Origin of the sequence: Shewanella livingstonensis, from assembly GCF_003855395.1 — a bacterium.
Taxonomy (GTDB): Bacteria; Pseudomonadota; Gammaproteobacteria; order Enterobacterales; family Shewanellaceae; genus Shewanella; species Shewanella livingstonensis.
In genome coordinates, this window is the sequence record NZ_CP034015.1 from 134,640 (window position 1) to 149,998 (window position 15,359).

Annotated in this window: 15 protein-coding genes; 8 read left to right on the forward strand and 7 right to left on the reverse strand. The window is 42.0% G+C overall.

Annotated elements, in window-relative coordinates; translation table 11 throughout:
- The first annotated feature begins 29 nt into the window (after positions 1 to 29).
- The 4 genes from EGC82_RS00625 to EGC82_RS00640 all read left to right on the forward strand — a co-directional run bounded on the left by EGC82_RS00625 (position 30) and on the right by EGC82_RS00640 (position 3,867).
- On the forward strand, positions 30 to 1,628 hold the full coding sequence (locus EGC82_RS00625; RefSeq protein ID WP_124729052.1) for an alpha/beta hydrolase: 1,599 nt from the start codon (positions 30 to 32) through the stop codon (positions 1,626 to 1,628).
- 2 nt (positions 1,629 to 1,630) lie between these two features.
- Complete coding sequence (locus EGC82_RS00630; RefSeq protein WP_124729053.1) at positions 1,631 to 2,365, forward strand: ABC transporter ATP-binding protein; 735 nt, start codon at positions 1,631 to 1,633, stop codon at positions 2,363 to 2,365.
- A complete protein-coding gene (locus EGC82_RS00635) occupies positions 2,365 to 3,498 on the forward strand; it encodes an ABC transporter permease (RefSeq protein ID WP_124729054.1) in 1,134 nt (377 codons plus the stop codon). Before EGC82_RS00630 ends, EGC82_RS00635 begins: the two co-directional genes overlap by 1 nt.
- 144 nt (positions 3,499 to 3,642) lie before the next feature.
- The gene (locus EGC82_RS00640) at positions 3,643 to 3,867 is read left to right on the forward strand and encodes a hypothetical protein (RefSeq protein ID WP_124729055.1); all 225 of its coding nucleotides are present in this window, start codon (positions 3,643 to 3,645) and stop codon (positions 3,865 to 3,867) included.
- Positions 3,868 to 3,919: 52 nt separating this feature from the next.
- On the opposite strand, the gene EGC82_RS00645 is transcribed toward EGC82_RS00640, so the two are convergent.
- Together EGC82_RS00645 and mog are read right to left on the reverse strand one after the other, a co-directional pair.
- Complete coding sequence (locus EGC82_RS00645; RefSeq protein ID WP_124729056.1) at positions 3,920 to 5,482, reverse strand: diguanylate cyclase; 1,563 nt, start codon at positions 5,480 to 5,482, stop codon at positions 3,920 to 3,922.
- Between the two features lie 205 nt (positions 5,483 to 5,687).
- Entirely contained in the window at positions 5,688 to 6,221 is a 534-nt protein-coding gene (gene mog, locus EGC82_RS00650) for a molybdopterin adenylyltransferase (protein WP_124729057.1), read from the reverse strand.
- Between the two features lie 219 nt (positions 6,222 to 6,440).
- Between mog and EGC82_RS00655 the strand changes: the two genes are divergently transcribed.
- Positions 6,441 to 6,647, forward strand: coding sequence for a type II secretion system protein (locus EGC82_RS00655; RefSeq protein ID WP_124729058.1), 207 nt, complete (start codon positions 6,441 to 6,443; stop codon positions 6,645 to 6,647).
- 135 nt (positions 6,648 to 6,782) lie between these two features.
- Positions 6,783 to 6,929, forward strand: a complete 147-nt coding sequence (locus EGC82_RS21205) for a hypothetical protein (protein ID WP_164839072.1) — start codon at positions 6,783 to 6,785, stop codon at positions 6,927 to 6,929.
- Between the two features lie 341 nt (positions 6,930 to 7,270).
- Here EGC82_RS21205 and EGC82_RS00660 read toward each other — a convergent pair whose 3' ends face one another.
- Positions 7,271 to 7,891 (reverse strand): TetR/AcrR family transcriptional regulator, encoded by a 621-nt coding sequence (locus tag EGC82_RS00660; protein WP_124729059.1) that lies wholly within the window; start codon positions 7,889 to 7,891, stop codon positions 7,271 to 7,273.
- Between the two features lie 400 nt (positions 7,892 to 8,291).
- On the opposite strand from EGC82_RS00660, the gene EGC82_RS00665 reads away from it, so the two are divergent.
- Positions 8,292 to 9,527, forward strand: a complete 1,236-nt coding sequence (locus tag EGC82_RS00665; protein ID WP_124729060.1) for an efflux RND transporter periplasmic adaptor subunit — start codon at positions 8,292 to 8,294, stop codon at positions 9,525 to 9,527.
- Positions 9,528 to 9,538: 11 nt separating this feature from the next.
- The gene (locus EGC82_RS00670) at positions 9,539 to 12,700 is read left to right on the forward strand and encodes an efflux RND transporter permease subunit (RefSeq protein ID WP_124729061.1); all 3,162 of its coding nucleotides are present in this window, start codon (positions 9,539 to 9,541) and stop codon (positions 12,698 to 12,700) included.
- Positions 12,701 to 12,930: 230 nt separating this feature from the next.
- Here the strand turns inward: EGC82_RS00670 and EGC82_RS00675 are convergent, their stop codons facing one another.
- The 4 genes from EGC82_RS00675 to EGC82_RS00690 all read right to left on the reverse strand — a co-directional run bounded on the left by EGC82_RS00675 (position 12,931) and on the right by EGC82_RS00690 (position 15,268).
- A complete protein-coding gene (locus EGC82_RS00675; RefSeq protein ID WP_124729062.1) occupies positions 12,931 to 13,488 on the reverse strand; it encodes a C40 family peptidase in 558 nt (185 codons plus the stop codon).
- 89 nt (positions 13,489 to 13,577) lie between these two features.
- On the reverse strand, positions 13,578 to 14,162 hold the full coding sequence (locus tag EGC82_RS00680) for a TetR/AcrR family transcriptional regulator (protein WP_124729063.1): 585 nt from the start codon (positions 14,160 to 14,162) through the stop codon (positions 13,578 to 13,580).
- A 187-nt stretch (positions 14,163 to 14,349) separates the two neighbouring features.
- Complete coding sequence (locus EGC82_RS00685) at positions 14,350 to 14,625, reverse strand: hypothetical protein (protein ID WP_124729064.1); 276 nt, start codon at positions 14,623 to 14,625, stop codon at positions 14,350 to 14,352.
- 91 nt (positions 14,626 to 14,716) lie between these two features.
- On the reverse strand, positions 14,717 to 15,268 hold the full coding sequence (locus EGC82_RS00690; protein WP_124729065.1) for a BON domain-containing protein: 552 nt from the start codon (positions 15,266 to 15,268) through the stop codon (positions 14,717 to 14,719).
- Positions 15,269 to 15,359: the final 91 nt, after the last annotated feature.

The following is a 15,359-nucleotide window of genomic DNA, read 5'->3' on the forward strand; positions in this document are numbered from 1 at the left end:
GTCATGAAATGCAAAAAGGAAACGTTCCGATGATCAACAGGAAGTTTGTCAACACAGTCTTAGCCAAGCGGATTAAGCGTCCAGGCTTATGCCAATCGGTAACGCTTACTCGCAAATGGTTTGCTGTTGCTATTGCTATTTTGCTCGCCAATTATAGCTATGCCGACGCAGCAGAAGTGAATATTGCTGCGCCCGCTAAAACCAGTGCTTGTTACCTAGACGGTTTAGACGAGCAGTTTCAATGTGGCAAAATTAGTGTGTTAGAAAACCCTAAGCTCACTGATGGCAAAAAAATCGACATTCATTTTGCTATTTTACCAGCAATTAAAAACACCCATCCAGGTGAAGCCTTACTCGCAATTGCGGGTGGCCCAGGTCAATCGGCTATCGAAAATGCCGCTGGTTTTAATCGTATGCTGTCAAAGGTACGTCAGCAGCGCGATATTTTACTTATCGATCAGCGTGGCACCGGTCAGTCGAATATTCTCTCTTGCGATGATGACACTACTGCATTACTGAGCATGAATGATGACGATATTGATGTGATTGCGATGACCGAAAAGTGCCTAGCCCAAATTGATGCCGACATTACCCAATACGGCAGCAACTCTGCCTTAAAAGATTTTGAAGCAGTACGTCAATTTTTAGGTTATCAAAAACTGCATTTATATGGCATTTCTTATGGTACACGCATGGCACAACTTTATATGCGCCATTATCCTGAAGCCTTATTAACCGTAACATTAGATGGCGTAGTGCCAATGCAACAAAGTGTTGTCGCCATTGGCAGCTCCATAGAGCGTGGTTTAAATGTATTATGGCGTGACTGTATTAGCACCCCGGCTTGCCAGCAGCAATTTCCTGATTTAGCTGACGAGTTCAACAAAGTCGATCTGCAATTAGCGACAGCACCCATTAGCCAGCAAGTACGCGATCCGCTGACAGATGAACTCAGCGAATTTTTGCTCACCCGTGGCAAGTTTAGCGGCGCTATTAGAATGGCGATGTACATGCCAAACATACGGGCACTAATCCCCCATGCAATTCATCAAGCTGCACAAGGTAATTACCAACCGATATTAGGCATTTACACCTTAACCGCAGATAGCACAGGTATTGCTATCGGCATGCACGCATCCGTTGTGTGTGGCGAAGATATTCACCGAATTACTGAACAAATGCGTAAAGATGCTAAAGAGTCCTATATTAGTGGCAACATGCTAGACGGGCTAGAAAAAACCTGCCAAGCGTGGCCAATGCCCTCTGAGAGTGAGAATTTTAGTGAACCCATCCACAGTGACATTCCAACCCTATTGTTATCTGGCGAGCTAGACCCAGCAACGCCACCTAACTGGGGCGCGTTAGCACAAGAGAAACTCACCCACTCAAAACATTTTATTGCTCCTTACGCTACTCACGGCGTGGCCGGACAAAGCTGTGGTAATGACTTAGTCGCCCAACTAGTTGAACAGGGATCGGTAAAAGACATTAATGGCGAATGCTTACAAAAAGACGTACGTCGCAGTTTTTACCTCAATGCGAATACTGTAGAAGCATTGCCAGTTGCCGATACGCCGTCAGACATAGACACAACAGCGCCAGCGAACACTGCTGCAGATAAGGAATAATCATGATTACTGTTGCAAACTTAACCAAAAGAATTGGCGATGTGCAAGCGTTAGACGATTTAAGCTTTAGCGCTGAAAATGGTCAAATTACCGGTTTACTTGGCCCAAATGGTGCGGGTAAAACCACCTGTTTACGCACCTTGTTTGGCTTACTTAAGCCGGACTCAGGTACTGCTACCGTCAATGATATTGATGTCGCAATTGATCCTATCGGCGCTAAAAAGCAGTTGGGCTTATTCCCCGACCCTTTTGGTTTGTATGAACGCCTTACGCCGCGTGAATACATTAGCTTCTTTGCCGAACTCAGCGGGATGTCGCGTAAGCAAGCCAAACAAGCCACCAGCGATGTAATTGCACAATTAAAGCTGGAAGATATTAGCGATCGTCGTTGCAAAGGCTTTTCTCAAGGCCAGCGGATGAAAACAGCTTTAGCACAAGCCATAGTCCACAAACCAAGTAATATCATTTTGGATGAACCGACTCGCGGACTTGATGTCATGAGCACCCGCTTACTGCGCGACATTTTATTGCAACTCAAAGACCAAGGTCATTGCGTGCTGTTTTCAAGCCACGTGATGCAAGAAGTCGCCGCCTTGTGTGATCGCGTTATCGTGATGGCCAATGGCAAAGTGGTTGCCATTGGTAGCCCTGACGAACTGTGTCAGCAAACAGGTAAAAACTCTCTAGAAGATGCATTTATCGAACTTATCGGTACCGACGAAGGGATTGCAGCATAATGAAAATGATACTCGCAATGGTGCGCAAAGAACTCATCGATGCCGCACGCGACAAACGCTCGGTAATGGCTGGCCTGTATTATGCCATCGGTACACCACTGATTATGTGCGGCATGTTTATGGTGTTAATTGGCCAACTGTCTAGTCCAGAAGATTTAAACATCAACATCCACAATGCCGACAACGCACCAGATTTAGTGCGCTATTTAAGTAATAACGGCATTAACCATGGTGAAGACGAAGATGCCAAAAAAATCATCTTAACTATTAGTGACGATTATGCTGCCAACATGGCTAAAGCTAAACCGGCAGAAGTGTTATTAATTGCAGATAACTCAGATGAAAAGCTACAAAAGTCGATTCGCAGACTTGAACGTCAGCTGCAAACATATAGCGCCGAAATGGGCAGTATTCGCTTAATTGCTCGCGGTATTAATCCACGTATTACCCAACCGCTTAAAATCAATGTTGAAGATCAAGCCACCCCAGACTCAAAAGGCGGCATGATTTTAGGCATTGCCATTTTTACCATGATGTACTCAGTATTTATTTCTGGTATGAATCTCGCCATCGACACCAGTGCGGGTGAGCGCGAACGTAATTCACTGGCGTTATTACTCAGCCATCCAATGAGTACTCGCCAATTGGTCATCGGTAAAATTATTGCCGTAACCTGTTTTGCTTTGCTCGGGCTAATCTTGATATTACTGGTATCAAAAGTGGCTTACCCCTTTGTACCGTGGCAAGAGATTGGCTTTACCATCAACATTAGCCAAGATTTTATGGGCTTAATGTTCTTAGTAGGTATTCCAGTCGCCTTGATGGCCGCAACCTTACAACTGTATGTGTCGTTTATGGCTAAAAGCTTTAAAGAGGCGCAATCATACTTAACCATGGTGTTATTTGTCCCCTTGGCACTTTCTATGGCGGCCAGTTACAACATAGCTCCAGACGTATTGCAGTGGTTACCCGTATCAGGTCAACAGCAAGCTTTAATGGACTTTATTAAAGGCCGTGAAATTCCAATGATGCAGTTAATTATTTCGTCTGTGACCACACTGATCATTGCCATTGCATTAGCTGCGGGCTTAGAAAAGTCACTTAAAAGTGAAAAAGTCGTCTTTGGTTTATAAGAAGATGGTTTAAAACGCCTAGTTTATAACAGTTGATTTATAACGATGTGATTCCAGCCTTACCTATTTGAGGCAAGGCTGGTTGATTTACATAAAAATGAATAACTGAGTTGTATCAAAGATTATCTTAACAAGGAGCACATTATGGACAACGATATTGCGATCATCGCGCTGGTATTTATAGTGATTGTTGGTACCACTGCATCAGAAATGTTTAAACAGTATTTAAAGCATAAGCAGCAAACTGACACGGGCTGTGTTAGCGATCTACAAGCCCAAAACCAAGCATTGATTGAGCGGGTACAAGTGTTAGAAAGGCTAGTCACTGACAGTGACTTTGATTTAAAGCAGCAGTTTAAACAGCTGTAGTGTTTGCGCTAAAATGCCAAATATCGAGTTAACTCATCGGTATTAGGCATATTTAGTCGCCAAACTTTGCCACTCTGACAGTATTACGCCCCGCTTGTTTAGCCAAATAAAGTTGCTCATCAGCATATTGCAGAACATCGCTAAAGTTATATTTTCCTATGTTGGCTAATTTATCGTCAACCACCACCACACCAATACTAACCGTGAGCCATTTTCGGTCATCAATATTATTAGAGATCTGCAATTCCTCGATAGACTCACGAATATCTTCCGCAACTTTCAATATATTTTGATGATGATTATCGGGTAAAATTATGCAGAACTCCTCTCCACCATATCGTGCAGCAAGCGCATCATATTGAGCCATAACCTCAACCAGACAAGTGGCGACGGTAATTAATGCATCATCGCCTTTAAGATGTCCTTGTTGATCATTAAAATACTTAAAATTGTCGACATCAATCATCATCACACTAAAACCAACATTTTCTAGATGCCAGCGTGAAATAATTCGCTTTGAAAATGCTTCAAGACCTCTACGGTTAGTTATACCTGTGAGCGAATCTTGAACCGTTAATGTCTCTAAGTAATTTTGTTGCGCATTAAACTTAAGCAGTAATTGATTAAATGAGTAAGACACATTTTCGATTTCATCAATAAAATGATTTGAAGCCATTTTGCTGATGAAATTATCATCTGATGAATCATTAATACTTTTGTTAAAATGAATAAGCGGCTTAATAAGCAGTCTTGATAATGCCATTAACGAGAGAGAAAAAATCAACCCAATTGACAACAATATTGATATTACCGAGACCCAATCTGCCTTAGGTAACGACACTTTTTTATGGTGTAAAGTCACCTGTACCACTTGGTCATCAAACGTATTACGGATAAGCCAACTGTGCGATGGAGCAATAGTTTCAATTTGCTGTAAACTAAAAAATTCTTGCGTATTTTTTGTTGATGTTTGTACATCCTCAATTGAAAACTTCACCAAAGAAAACCGACTAATATCTTTAATTAACGCTTTATCCACTAAGCGAACCATCGTTAAACTGCCAGCAATTTCACCATAACCAGTCGAGGGTAAAATAGTGGTATTACTAAAGTAAATGATAGCCCCGTCAAAAACGAGATAACCACTGCGGCTAGACACTGTTTGTGATGCAATTTCATCTGCGGTTGGCAAAATGGCAAAAGATTCAGTATTTTGCTGATTAAATAAATGAACGAGTGACGCTCGAGATGATTTTAATGAGTCATCCTGATAATCCCAAATCAACTTATTATTAGTATCAATGACAAAGACAGCATCAATGTTTGCCGCCTCAAACGCATTGTCAGGCAGATTGCTTTGAACAAAATCATCGGTAGGATTACTGATATATTCAACCAACTCATCCCATACGGCATAATCGTAACACAAGGTAGTTAAGCTATTTTTTGACAAGGACAATGCAGAGTGAAGTAAGTTAAATTCTTGTTGCTGCTGATCTAGTACTTCCGATTTTATCCCTGGAAGGTAGAAAAAATAATAAATGCTAAGCAACAACATGGTTATAGTCAGTAATAGTGACGACAATAATACAAGCGAAAAACGTTTTAACGTCATAACGGACTAGCCCTATTGAAGATATATTACCAGTGTAGTACGAAAATGTACCTCAAAGTACTTTTTACAAAGTAATCAAAGCAGGCAGACTTAAATTAATCACAGAAAATGAACTCGGTTCTAAAAAAATTAATGAATAATCGCTATATTTCATTAGCTCTGTATTTTCCTGCAACAACAGCAGACAAATACAGAGCCAGATATATTACTTTGCTTTAGGTCTAAACGGCTTAATCACCGATTCGTCACACACCAAAAATGGACCGTCCATTAAGTCGATGCAATACGGAATTGCAGGGAACACCGCGTCTAAACATTCACGGATAGACTTAGGTTTGCCGGGTAAATTAACAATTAATGAGTCGCCACGTAGCCCTGCTGTTTGGCGGGATAAAATAGCAGTTGGCACAAACTTTAATGACTCGGCGCGCATAAGTTCACCAAAGCCTGGCATCATTCTATCGCATACCGCTTCGGTAGCTTCTGGGGTAACATCGCGTTTGGAAGGACCCGTTCCGCCGGTGGTGACGATTAAACAGCAGTCTTGGTTGTCGGCTAAATCAATTAATGTAGCTTCAATAACGTCACCCTCATCGGGGATTACCTTGTAAACCGGTTCCCATTCCGAGGTTAAATACTCGTTCAATACATCAATAATCGCCTTACCAGACAGATCTTCATATATGCCAGCACTGGCACGATCGCTAACAGTTACGATGCCGATTTTAGCTTTGCTCATGGTTATCTTTCCCTAATGTGGGTAAATCAATCTCAGCTAGAGTTGAGGTTAAATCAATAATGTACTTATAGACCGATAATCTACCAAATAAATGCGAGTTCACAAAATAGCAGATCGATAAACAGATCACCCTTTACACAATGACATCACCTAAGGGGCTATTGATACGCTAGGATGGTCACCTTTGGCTGAATTTGATACCAAAAAAGAGTTATCTATATGCATACAAATCAACCGCACAGCTTTACCCTTATCGAGCAAGTCGTAGTGATCATTATTTTAGGTATTTTGGCGGTTGTCGCTGTGCCGAAGTTTATAAACTTAAAAAGTGATGCGGTAATTGCTAATTTAAATGGCTTACAAGGTGCATTAAAATCAGCTAACATCTTAGGGTCTATTGATTTTTGTTCGTTTTTTATTCGCTGAAGTAAATTTGCGCAATTTTATTTCAGTGAATACTTGTATAACGAGCTATTTCTCCCATTTGTAATAGGTATTTAAAGGTTATTTTGATTACAAACTAGTTTTGTATGAACTTTATACAAAGGTCAACACGCACTAGTGTATTTAAAAGCAGTATTGGCTGGCCAGGAAAAAACCGACCCAGGTTCAGTGACATTGAATGGGGAAACGATTAGTACCACCATAAGTTATATTTCAGTCCCTGCTGAACATATTGCCAAAGCACTTGATGGTTCATTTAGGTGATGACGGATCCAACAGATACGATTACCGCTGATTGGGGATTATTTTTCCGAAAAATAGTACATCTATGAACTTTTACCCAAAGGGTTATACTCCTAACGACAACGGTAACTTGCGCTATAGTGTAAATTAAATTTACTTCTGAACCAACAGCTTACATTATAACCACCAGCGACTGTTAGTATTCCGTGCCCTATTGAACCCAATAAATCCACAAGATTGATACTGTTCGCCACTAGTTTACCCGCTGTATCGATATTGGGTTTATCGCTGCACTTTCGCTTAAAGCTGTACTACCGTTTAAAGCCTTACTCGCGCTTAAAGCTTACTGGCGTTTAAAAGCATCAACGCTTAACACTAACCGTTAAAATACCTTCAGCAGCCATAGTCGCGACTTTTTGCAACTCATCAACGCTTGCCCCTTCCGACGCCTGCATCGACAAACCTTGAAACAAGGCCGTCATCAGGCTAGCCAATACCACAGGTTCACAACGTTCTTGTAATTCGCCGTTGTGCTTAGCTTGCTCAAATCGATCGACCAACTGTTGTTTATGCTTTAATTTACGCGCTAACACGGTTTGTTTAATCGACTCGCTCGCTTCACTACACGACAGTGTGCTGTTAATTAACGCACAACCTTGTGGGTGGCTGCAATCGGTAAACTGGGCGGCGGCACCGAGCAATAATCCGCGGATGACATCGGCAATGTGCTCGTGCTGAAAGGCAATATTAAACAGTGAGTCTGGTCGATTTTCATATAAGTCGATAGCTTTAAAGAACAACTGTTCTTTATTGCCAAATGCGGCATATAGACTTGGCTTTTTAATGCCCATCGCCTCGGTGAGTTCGTTTAAAGAAGTCCCTTCATAACCATTACGCCAAAACACATGAAGCGCTTGCTCCAAAGCGATGTCGATATCAAACCCACGTGGGCGACCAACACAAGCTGCTTTTGTTATTGTCATAAGCCGTACCTCATATATTAACAAACCCTTTATTATCATGGTGTTAAATAAAAATACCAATCCAAGGCGGGCATATTTTATGCGCATTATTAAACCACAAATAGTGTTAGTTGTGTGCAGGTTTATCACAAAACGAGTGATTAATTACCGATTAATGTGTGCCACAACAAACGCTTTATCGTATGCGCTTATTTCATCTTTACACTAAATGAACATCTGGTCAAAATAATTTCATACTCATCGGTACAAAATACGTTGACAGGGTTATTTTAATCTATATATTACCGTTCGGTACAGAACAATTTAATACCAATCGGTATAAAATTGTAGTAACAGACAAAAGTAACGCAACCAGTAGCCCGTTAAACAACGTAAAAGCTATTGATTAGAGGAAAGTAACATGACTATATTTAAATCAATTCAATCCACGTTGTTAGTTAGCCTAACGGCATTGCTACTTGTGGCTTGTGGGCAAGCTCCTGCACAACAACAAGCAGGTGCACCTGCAGCCCCTGAAGTGAGTGTTGCTAACGTCATTCATGAACGTATTACCGAGTGGGACCAGTTTACTGGGCGCTTACAAGCACCAGAAAAAGTCACATTGGTACCGCGCGTGTCGGGTTATATCGAATCAGTAAACTTTAAAGAAGGGGCGTTGGTTAACAAAGGCGATGTGTTGTTTACCATTGACTCAAATGTGTTTACCGCTGAAGTCGAACGTCTTCAAGCTGAGTTAACCAGTGCGCAATCGGCTAATCAATTGGCGAAAAATGACTTTGACCGTGCAAACAAATTGTTTAGTCAACAAGCGGTTTCTGAAGAGTTAATTGATACTCGTCGCAGCAACATGCACCAAACAGCTGCAGCGGTGGCCTCGGTGAAAGCGGCGTTAACCAGTGCCAAGCTAAACCTTGAATACACCCAAGTCACCGCGCCAATTACTGGCCGCGTGTCTTATGCCAATGAAACCGCGGGTAACTATGTCACTGCGGGACAAACTCAGCTGACTAGCCTAGTTTCAATCGAAAACATGTATGCGTACTTTGATATCGACGAGCAAACTTACCTTAAATATGCATCGCTTTCAGGTGAAAACAAACGCCAAGATCCACGCTCGGGTAACAACACGGTATTAATGGCATTGGCCAATGAAACCGAATTTACTTATCAAGGTGTCATCGATTTTGTCGACAACGCTGTCAATCAACAAACCGGTACTATCCGTGTGCGTGCTACGTTTGCTAACCCAGAGAATATGTTAATGCCTGGCTTATTTGCCCGTATTAGCATTGCAGGTAGTGCGTCATATCAAGGTATTTTAATCGACGACAAGGCCATCTTTACTGATCTAAACAACAAGTACGTGTTGGTGGTTAACGATGAAAACACCCTTGAATACCGTAGTATTACTTTAGGTGAAAAAATCCACGGCTTACGTATCGTGACCGCCGGTTTGCAACCAGACGAGAAAATTGTCGTTAACAGCTTACAAAAAGTGCGTCCTAGCGTCACTATCACCCCAAAATTAACCGAAATGGCTGAAAGCAGCCAAATAGAAGCACTGCACCAGGCGCAGTTACTATTAGATAACCAGCCGCTTACAGCACAAATTGCTGATGAAGCAAGTCAAGGCTAAGGAATACTTTCATGTTGTCGCAATTCTTTATTAAAAGACCGATTTTTGCCGCTGTTTTATCGCTATTATTTTTTATCTCTGGCGCGATAGCGGTTTGGCAATTACCGATCACCGAATATCCAGAAGTGGTACCGCCAACAGTAGTGGTAACCGCTAACTACCCTGGCGCAAACCCAAAAGTGATTGCTGAAACAGTCGCATCACCACTAGAGCAAGAAATTAACGGCGTAGAAAACATGTTATACATGTCATCTCAAGCCACCTCTGATGGCCGCATGACCTTAACCGTCACGTTTGCGATTGGTACTGATGTTGATTTAGCCCAAACCCAAGTACAAAGCCGTGTTGAACGCGCTAAACCGCGTTTGCCACAAGAAGTACAACGTTTAGGCATTGTGACCGAAAAATCATCACCCAGTTTGACCATGGTGGTGCATTTAACCTCACCCGATAATCGTTATGACATGCTTTATTTGTCTAACTTCGCGGTGTTAAAAGTTAAAGATGAACTAGCACGAATTAATGGTGTAGGTGCTGTGCGTGTATTTGGCGCTGGCGACTACAGTATGCGAGTGTGGTTAGACCCTAATAAAATGGCTGCTATTGGTTTGTCGCCAAATGATGTTGTTGCCGCTATTCGTGAGCAAAACCAACAAGCTGCCGCGGGTAGCCTAGGAGCTCAACCCAGTGGAGAAAGTGATTTTCAACTACTGATTAACGTAAAGGGTCGTTTAAGTAACGTAGAAGAATTTGAAGACATTATTGTAAAAGTAGGCGATCAGGCTCAAATCACTCGCCTAAAAGATGTTGCTCGTGTTGAATTAGGTGCATCAACGTACGCATTACGTTCAATGTTAGACAATAAAGAAGCTGCGGCATTACCGGTATTCCAGGCGTCGGGCTCAAACGCAATTCAGATTTCTGATGACGTTCGCGCCAAAATGAAAGAGCTGTCTACAAGCTTTCCTGAAGGCCTAACTTACGACATAGTCTATGACCCGACGGTGTTCGTACGCGGTTCAATTGAAGCTGTGGTGCACACCCTGCTTGAAGCCCTATTGTTAGTTGTCTTAGTGGTAGTGTTATTTCTACAGACGTGGCGCGCATCTATTATTCCATTAGTGGCAGTTCCTGTTTCGCTAGTCGGCACGTTTGCCTTTATGCACCTAATGGGCTTCTCGCTTAATGCTTTATCACTGTTTGGGTTAGTGCTGGCGATTGGTATTGTGGTCGACGACGCCATTGTTGTAGTGGAAAATGTTGAGCGTAATATTGAGGAAGGTTTAGCCCCTTTAGCGGCAACGCAAAAAGCCATGAAGGAAGTGACCGGTCCGATTATTGCCACCACATTGGTATTAGCCGCGGTATTTATTCCAACGGCATTTATGTCTGGTTTAACGGGTCAGTTTTATAAACAGTTTGCCTTAACCATTACTATTTCGACCTTTATTTCGGCGATTAACTCGTTAACCTTAAGCCCTGCATTAGCCGCATTGTTGCTTAAGAGTCATCACGATAAGAAAGATTTTTTAACCCGTGGCATGGACAAAATGCTCGGGGGTTGGTTATTTACACCGTTTAACCGCTTCTTTGCAAAATTATCAGACGGTTACGGCTGGATAGTGAAAAAAGTGATTCGTTTTGGTGTGGTTGTGGGCGTGTTGTATATCGGCTTAGTCGGCGTAACTGGCTTACAATTTGCCAGCACGCCAACCGGGTACGTACCAGGCCAAGACAAGCAATACTTGATTGCCTTTGCACAACTGCCCGATGCTGCATCACTTGATCGCACCGAAGCTATCGTGAAAGAAATGTCGCGTATTGCACTCGATCAACCGGGTGTCGCCCATGCTGTAGCCTTCCCTGGCTTAAGCATTAACGGCTTTACCAACAGTACCAATAGCGCGATTTTGTTTACGCCGCTCGATGACTTTGCCGACCGTAAAGATCCATCGTTATCAGCAGGCGCCATTGCCGCAGCATTAAATCAAAAGTTTGCCGCAATTGACGGCGCATTTATTGCCATTTTCCCACCACCACCAGTACAAGGTTTAGGGACGATTGGCGGCTTTAGATTACAAATTCAAGATCGTGGTGATTACGGTTACGAAGAATTGTATAAAGTCACCATGCAAGTGATGCAAAAAGCGTGGGCAACACCTGAGTTAGCGGGTGTATTCTCAAGTTATCAGGTCAGCGTGCCACAACTTGAAGTTGAAGTAGACCGTACCAAAGCCAAGCAGCAATCGGTATCGTTAGACGAATTGTTTGCCACGCTACAAGGCTACATGGGGTCGGTTTATGCTAACGATTTCAACCAATTTGGCCGTACATACCAGGTAAATGTTCAAGCTGACGAACAGTTTAGACAAACACCGGAGCAGATTTCTCAGCTCAAGGTACGTAATAATCAGGGTGAAATGGTACCGATTGGCTCGTTTATTAACGTTGCCAATGTCGCAGGTCCAGATCGCGTTATGCACTATAACGGTTTTACTACTGCGGAGCTTAACGGCGGTGCAGCACCTGGGTTTAGTAGTGGTGAAGCACAAGTTGCGATTGAAAAAATCTTGGCTGAAACACTGCCTAATGGCATGACTTACGAGTGGACTGAAATCACCTACCAACAGATATTGGCAGGTAATGCGGGCGTGTATATTTTCCCATTAATCATTTTATTAGTGTTTATGGTATTAGCCGCGCAGTATGAAAGCCTAAGTTTACCACTGGCAATTATCTTGATTATTCCGATGACGATTCTGTCGGCAATCAGTGGCGTATTAATTTACGGTGGCGATAACAACATCTTTACCCAAATCGGACTGATTGTTCTGGTGGGGCTGGCGACCAAAAACGCCATCTTGATTGTTGAATTTGCTAAAGAGCTGCAAGACAAAGGATTATCACCATTCGATGCCATTCTTGAAGCGGGCCGCTTACGTTTACGCCCCATTCTAATGACGTCTATCGCCTTCATTATGGGTGTAGTGCCGATGGTGTTCTCGAGTGGACCAGGTGCAGAAATGCGTCAAGCCATTGGTGTGGCGGTGTTTGCTGGTATGATTGGAGTGACCATTTTTGGTCTTATCCTAACGCCATTGTTTTACTATGCCCTCGCTAAGCGCGGCAAAAATAAAGTAGCGTTAGCACAACCGTCTATATCCCACGACTAAATACGTTATTGGTTCAATGATAAAAAAAGAGGTCACCTTAAGGGGACCTCTTTTTTATGCTTATGCCTATTCTATACTGCCTACGTAAACGCATAACAAAACCCTATACTGAGCAATACCGTGAATGCATTAGCACTATCTGCTCTAGCGGTTTGATATGCTGTATTGATATTGGAAAGCAAACCGCGTTAACACATTAAGCCAATCATGGCGTTGAACAAAAAAGATGATTAATCGTCTTGTTGTGGCGTATAAAGAACTCGGCTAGCAAGCGATATATTCTGTTGCTGGGTTGGTCTGTTTAAGCGTTTAGCAAACCAAAAACGCGGCTTCCAGTAAATATTATTCAAGCTGGAAATTTTAACCCCTTTCTTAGTCGAGGCGTGCAAAAAACGATCTTGGCCCATATAAATCCCTACATGGCGCGCCGTTCTACCGGTTTTGAAAAAGACCAAATCACCAATAATAAGTTGGTTGCGAGGAACCTCTTTGCCCAAAATCCGCTGCGCATTTACGGTACGAGGTAATTTGTCGCCAACAATATCGAGATAAGCTAAATATACGAAACCAGAGCAATCAATGCCATTTCGGTTTAAACCTCCTAAGCGATACGGAGTACCTTTCCATTGATCATGAAAACTTAGTAGGTTGGACTCGCTCCATATAGGTGCCACGGGCTTAAGCATAGGTGGGATTACTACAGGCTTAGATGCAACAACCACTTTGGGGTTAGACGCACATGCAGACAGCAGTACCACTAAACAACTAAATAATAATCTTTTAGCCAATTCAAAAAACTCCAAACACCGAAAAACACCCGAAATATAAATATGTTTGTCACAATACACAATAAAAATAACTCTAGCAGCGGGTAAATCTAACGAGTCATCATTTGCATACACTGTACTAAAGCTCGTTTAGCCGCCATTTTATCGACTTTAATTTGGCAGCGTAGCATAGTTCCTTGCCAATTTGACCAAAAAACACTCGCTAATGTTAACGCCGGCAAGTCTGCACGAATATGCCCTTGCTGTTGACCTTGCTGGATAAGAGCACTTAATAAGCTCAACCATTGATCATAAAGATGATTCAGGGTTTGGTTCAATACCGGCGATTGACTACTGACCTCAACCATCAAGTTACCCATTAAACAGCCTCGTGGCTCATTACCACTGAATAGTTCATCAATAAGTTGATGGTATCCATTTAACATCGCCGATAAGTTAGCTTTAAAACTCACGCTTGGATCGATAGCAATAGGTTGAATGCGTTGTTGAAAATAATGTTCCGCAACGGCAGCGGCAAAGACCTCTTTACTAGCAAAGTAATGATAAAAAGATCCTTTAGGAATACCCACTTGGTCGAGAATTAATTTAATACCTACTGCGCTATAACCGTGTAACGCAAAAAGCTTTTCGCCTACGGCACATATCGACTGTCTACTTGCTGCACTTTTATTCATTTAACCTCCATTTTTAGAGACAGGATAAACAAGAATAGACCAGTCGGCTAACTTTAGTTATCAATAATCAAAAACAGACACTTTTATCTGCAAACTGTTCTACATAATTAATACACAAACGATTATCCATAAAGATATTGGCTTCATTAAACCTCTGCCATACAAGCCGTCATGGATTAGATTATTGCTATACTCCGAAGGAAGCTGAATCAATCTGACGAATACTATGTGCTATCGATTGTTTCAGTAACAGCGTATTTGCATCGTCATGATGACTATCATCCATAGGCTCATCAACCAAACGTTCACAGCTTGTCTGGGCATCATATTGCTTGATTGGATCCACTTCTTTATCGGTTTGGGCTTGGCATAACACACTGCTACAACCGCTTAGTACCAATACACTCCCCACAACTAACCAATCCGAGTAATATAAACTTGGGGTTGATCCAGCTGTTATCATCAACACTAAATCCTTAAGTTAAACCTCAAATCTAGCTATTTTAGGTATAAAAAAACCAGCCTGAAGGCTGGTTTAAGTATAACGGAATAAATTACTTAGTTACGCGTAACTCGTTGACAACATCTTTTACGTCATCAGTATTTTTAGCAATCGTTACGGCTAAATCACGTTCAGCATCACTCGATACTGTTCCTTTTAATGTGACTACGCTATTTTTTACATCAACGTTAATATCGGTACCCGATACATCTGCTGAGAATAATAATCGTGTTTTCACTACGGTAGCAACTTTTGAATCAGTCAGTGTTTCAGCTAAATCATTTGTGTCTTTATCACTAGCTTGCTTCATTACCGATAGCTTATTGTCTACGTCTTTAACACCTTCTAAGCTTTTGACTAACTCTTCGGCAAGCGCTTTATCAACACTACTATTAACTTTACCCGTTAAGGTCACGTTGCCATCATGTACATCGGTATTAATATCAAATGAATTAAGATTAGTGTTTAACAAAAGTGTGGTTTCAGCTTTACCATCGATCCACGCATCTTTTGCATCATCCTGCCAATCTTGTGCTGCATTTGCACCGAATGCCATTGAACCTAACATAATGCTCATTACTACAGATAATGTGGTCTTTTTCATAAAGATTTCCTCCGCTGTTAATATCAAGGATTATAATGCGCGAACCGCGCCAACATTGACAAGGCACTGTTAAATAAAGGAAAAATACCGT

Coding starts and splice junctions, on each gene's coding strand:
- EGC82_RS00625 (WP_124729052.1), top strand. CDS start 30: ATGATCAACAGGAAGTTTGTCAACACAGTCTTAGCCAAGCGGATTAAG.
- EGC82_RS00690 (WP_124729065.1), bottom strand. CDS start 15,268: ATGAAAAAGACCACATTATCTGTAGTAATGAGCATTATGTTAGGTTCA.
- EGC82_RS00670 (WP_124729061.1), top strand. CDS start 9,539: ATGTTGTCGCAATTCTTTATTAAAAGACCGATTTTTGCCGCTGTTTTA.
- EGC82_RS00640 (WP_124729055.1), top strand. CDS start 3,643: ATGGACAACGATATTGCGATCATCGCGCTGGTATTTATAGTGATTGTT.
- EGC82_RS00645 (WP_124729056.1), bottom strand. CDS start 5,482: ATGACGTTAAAACGTTTTTCGCTTGTATTATTGTCGTCACTATTACTG.
- EGC82_RS00660 (WP_124729059.1), bottom strand. CDS start 7,891: ATGACAATAACAAAAGCAGCTTGTGTTGGTCGCCCACGTGGGTTTGAT.
- EGC82_RS00655 (WP_124729058.1), top strand. CDS start 6,441: ATGCATACAAATCAACCGCACAGCTTTACCCTTATCGAGCAAGTCGTA.
- mog (WP_124729057.1), bottom strand. CDS start 6,221: ATGAGCAAAGCTAAAATCGGCATCGTAACTGTTAGCGATCGTGCCAGT.
- EGC82_RS00680 (WP_124729063.1), bottom strand. CDS start 14,162: ATGAATAAAAGTGCAGCAAGTAGACAGTCGATATGTGCCGTAGGCGAA.
- EGC82_RS00685 (WP_124729064.1), bottom strand. CDS start 14,625: ATGATAACAGCTGGATCAACCCCAAGTTTATATTACTCGGATTGGTTA.
- EGC82_RS00665 (WP_124729060.1), top strand. CDS start 8,292: ATGACTATATTTAAATCAATTCAATCCACGTTGTTAGTTAGCCTAACG.
- EGC82_RS00635 (WP_124729054.1), top strand. CDS start 2,365: ATGAAAATGATACTCGCAATGGTGCGCAAAGAACTCATCGATGCCGCA.
- EGC82_RS00630 (WP_124729053.1), top strand. CDS start 1,631: ATGATTACTGTTGCAAACTTAACCAAAAGAATTGGCGATGTGCAAGCG.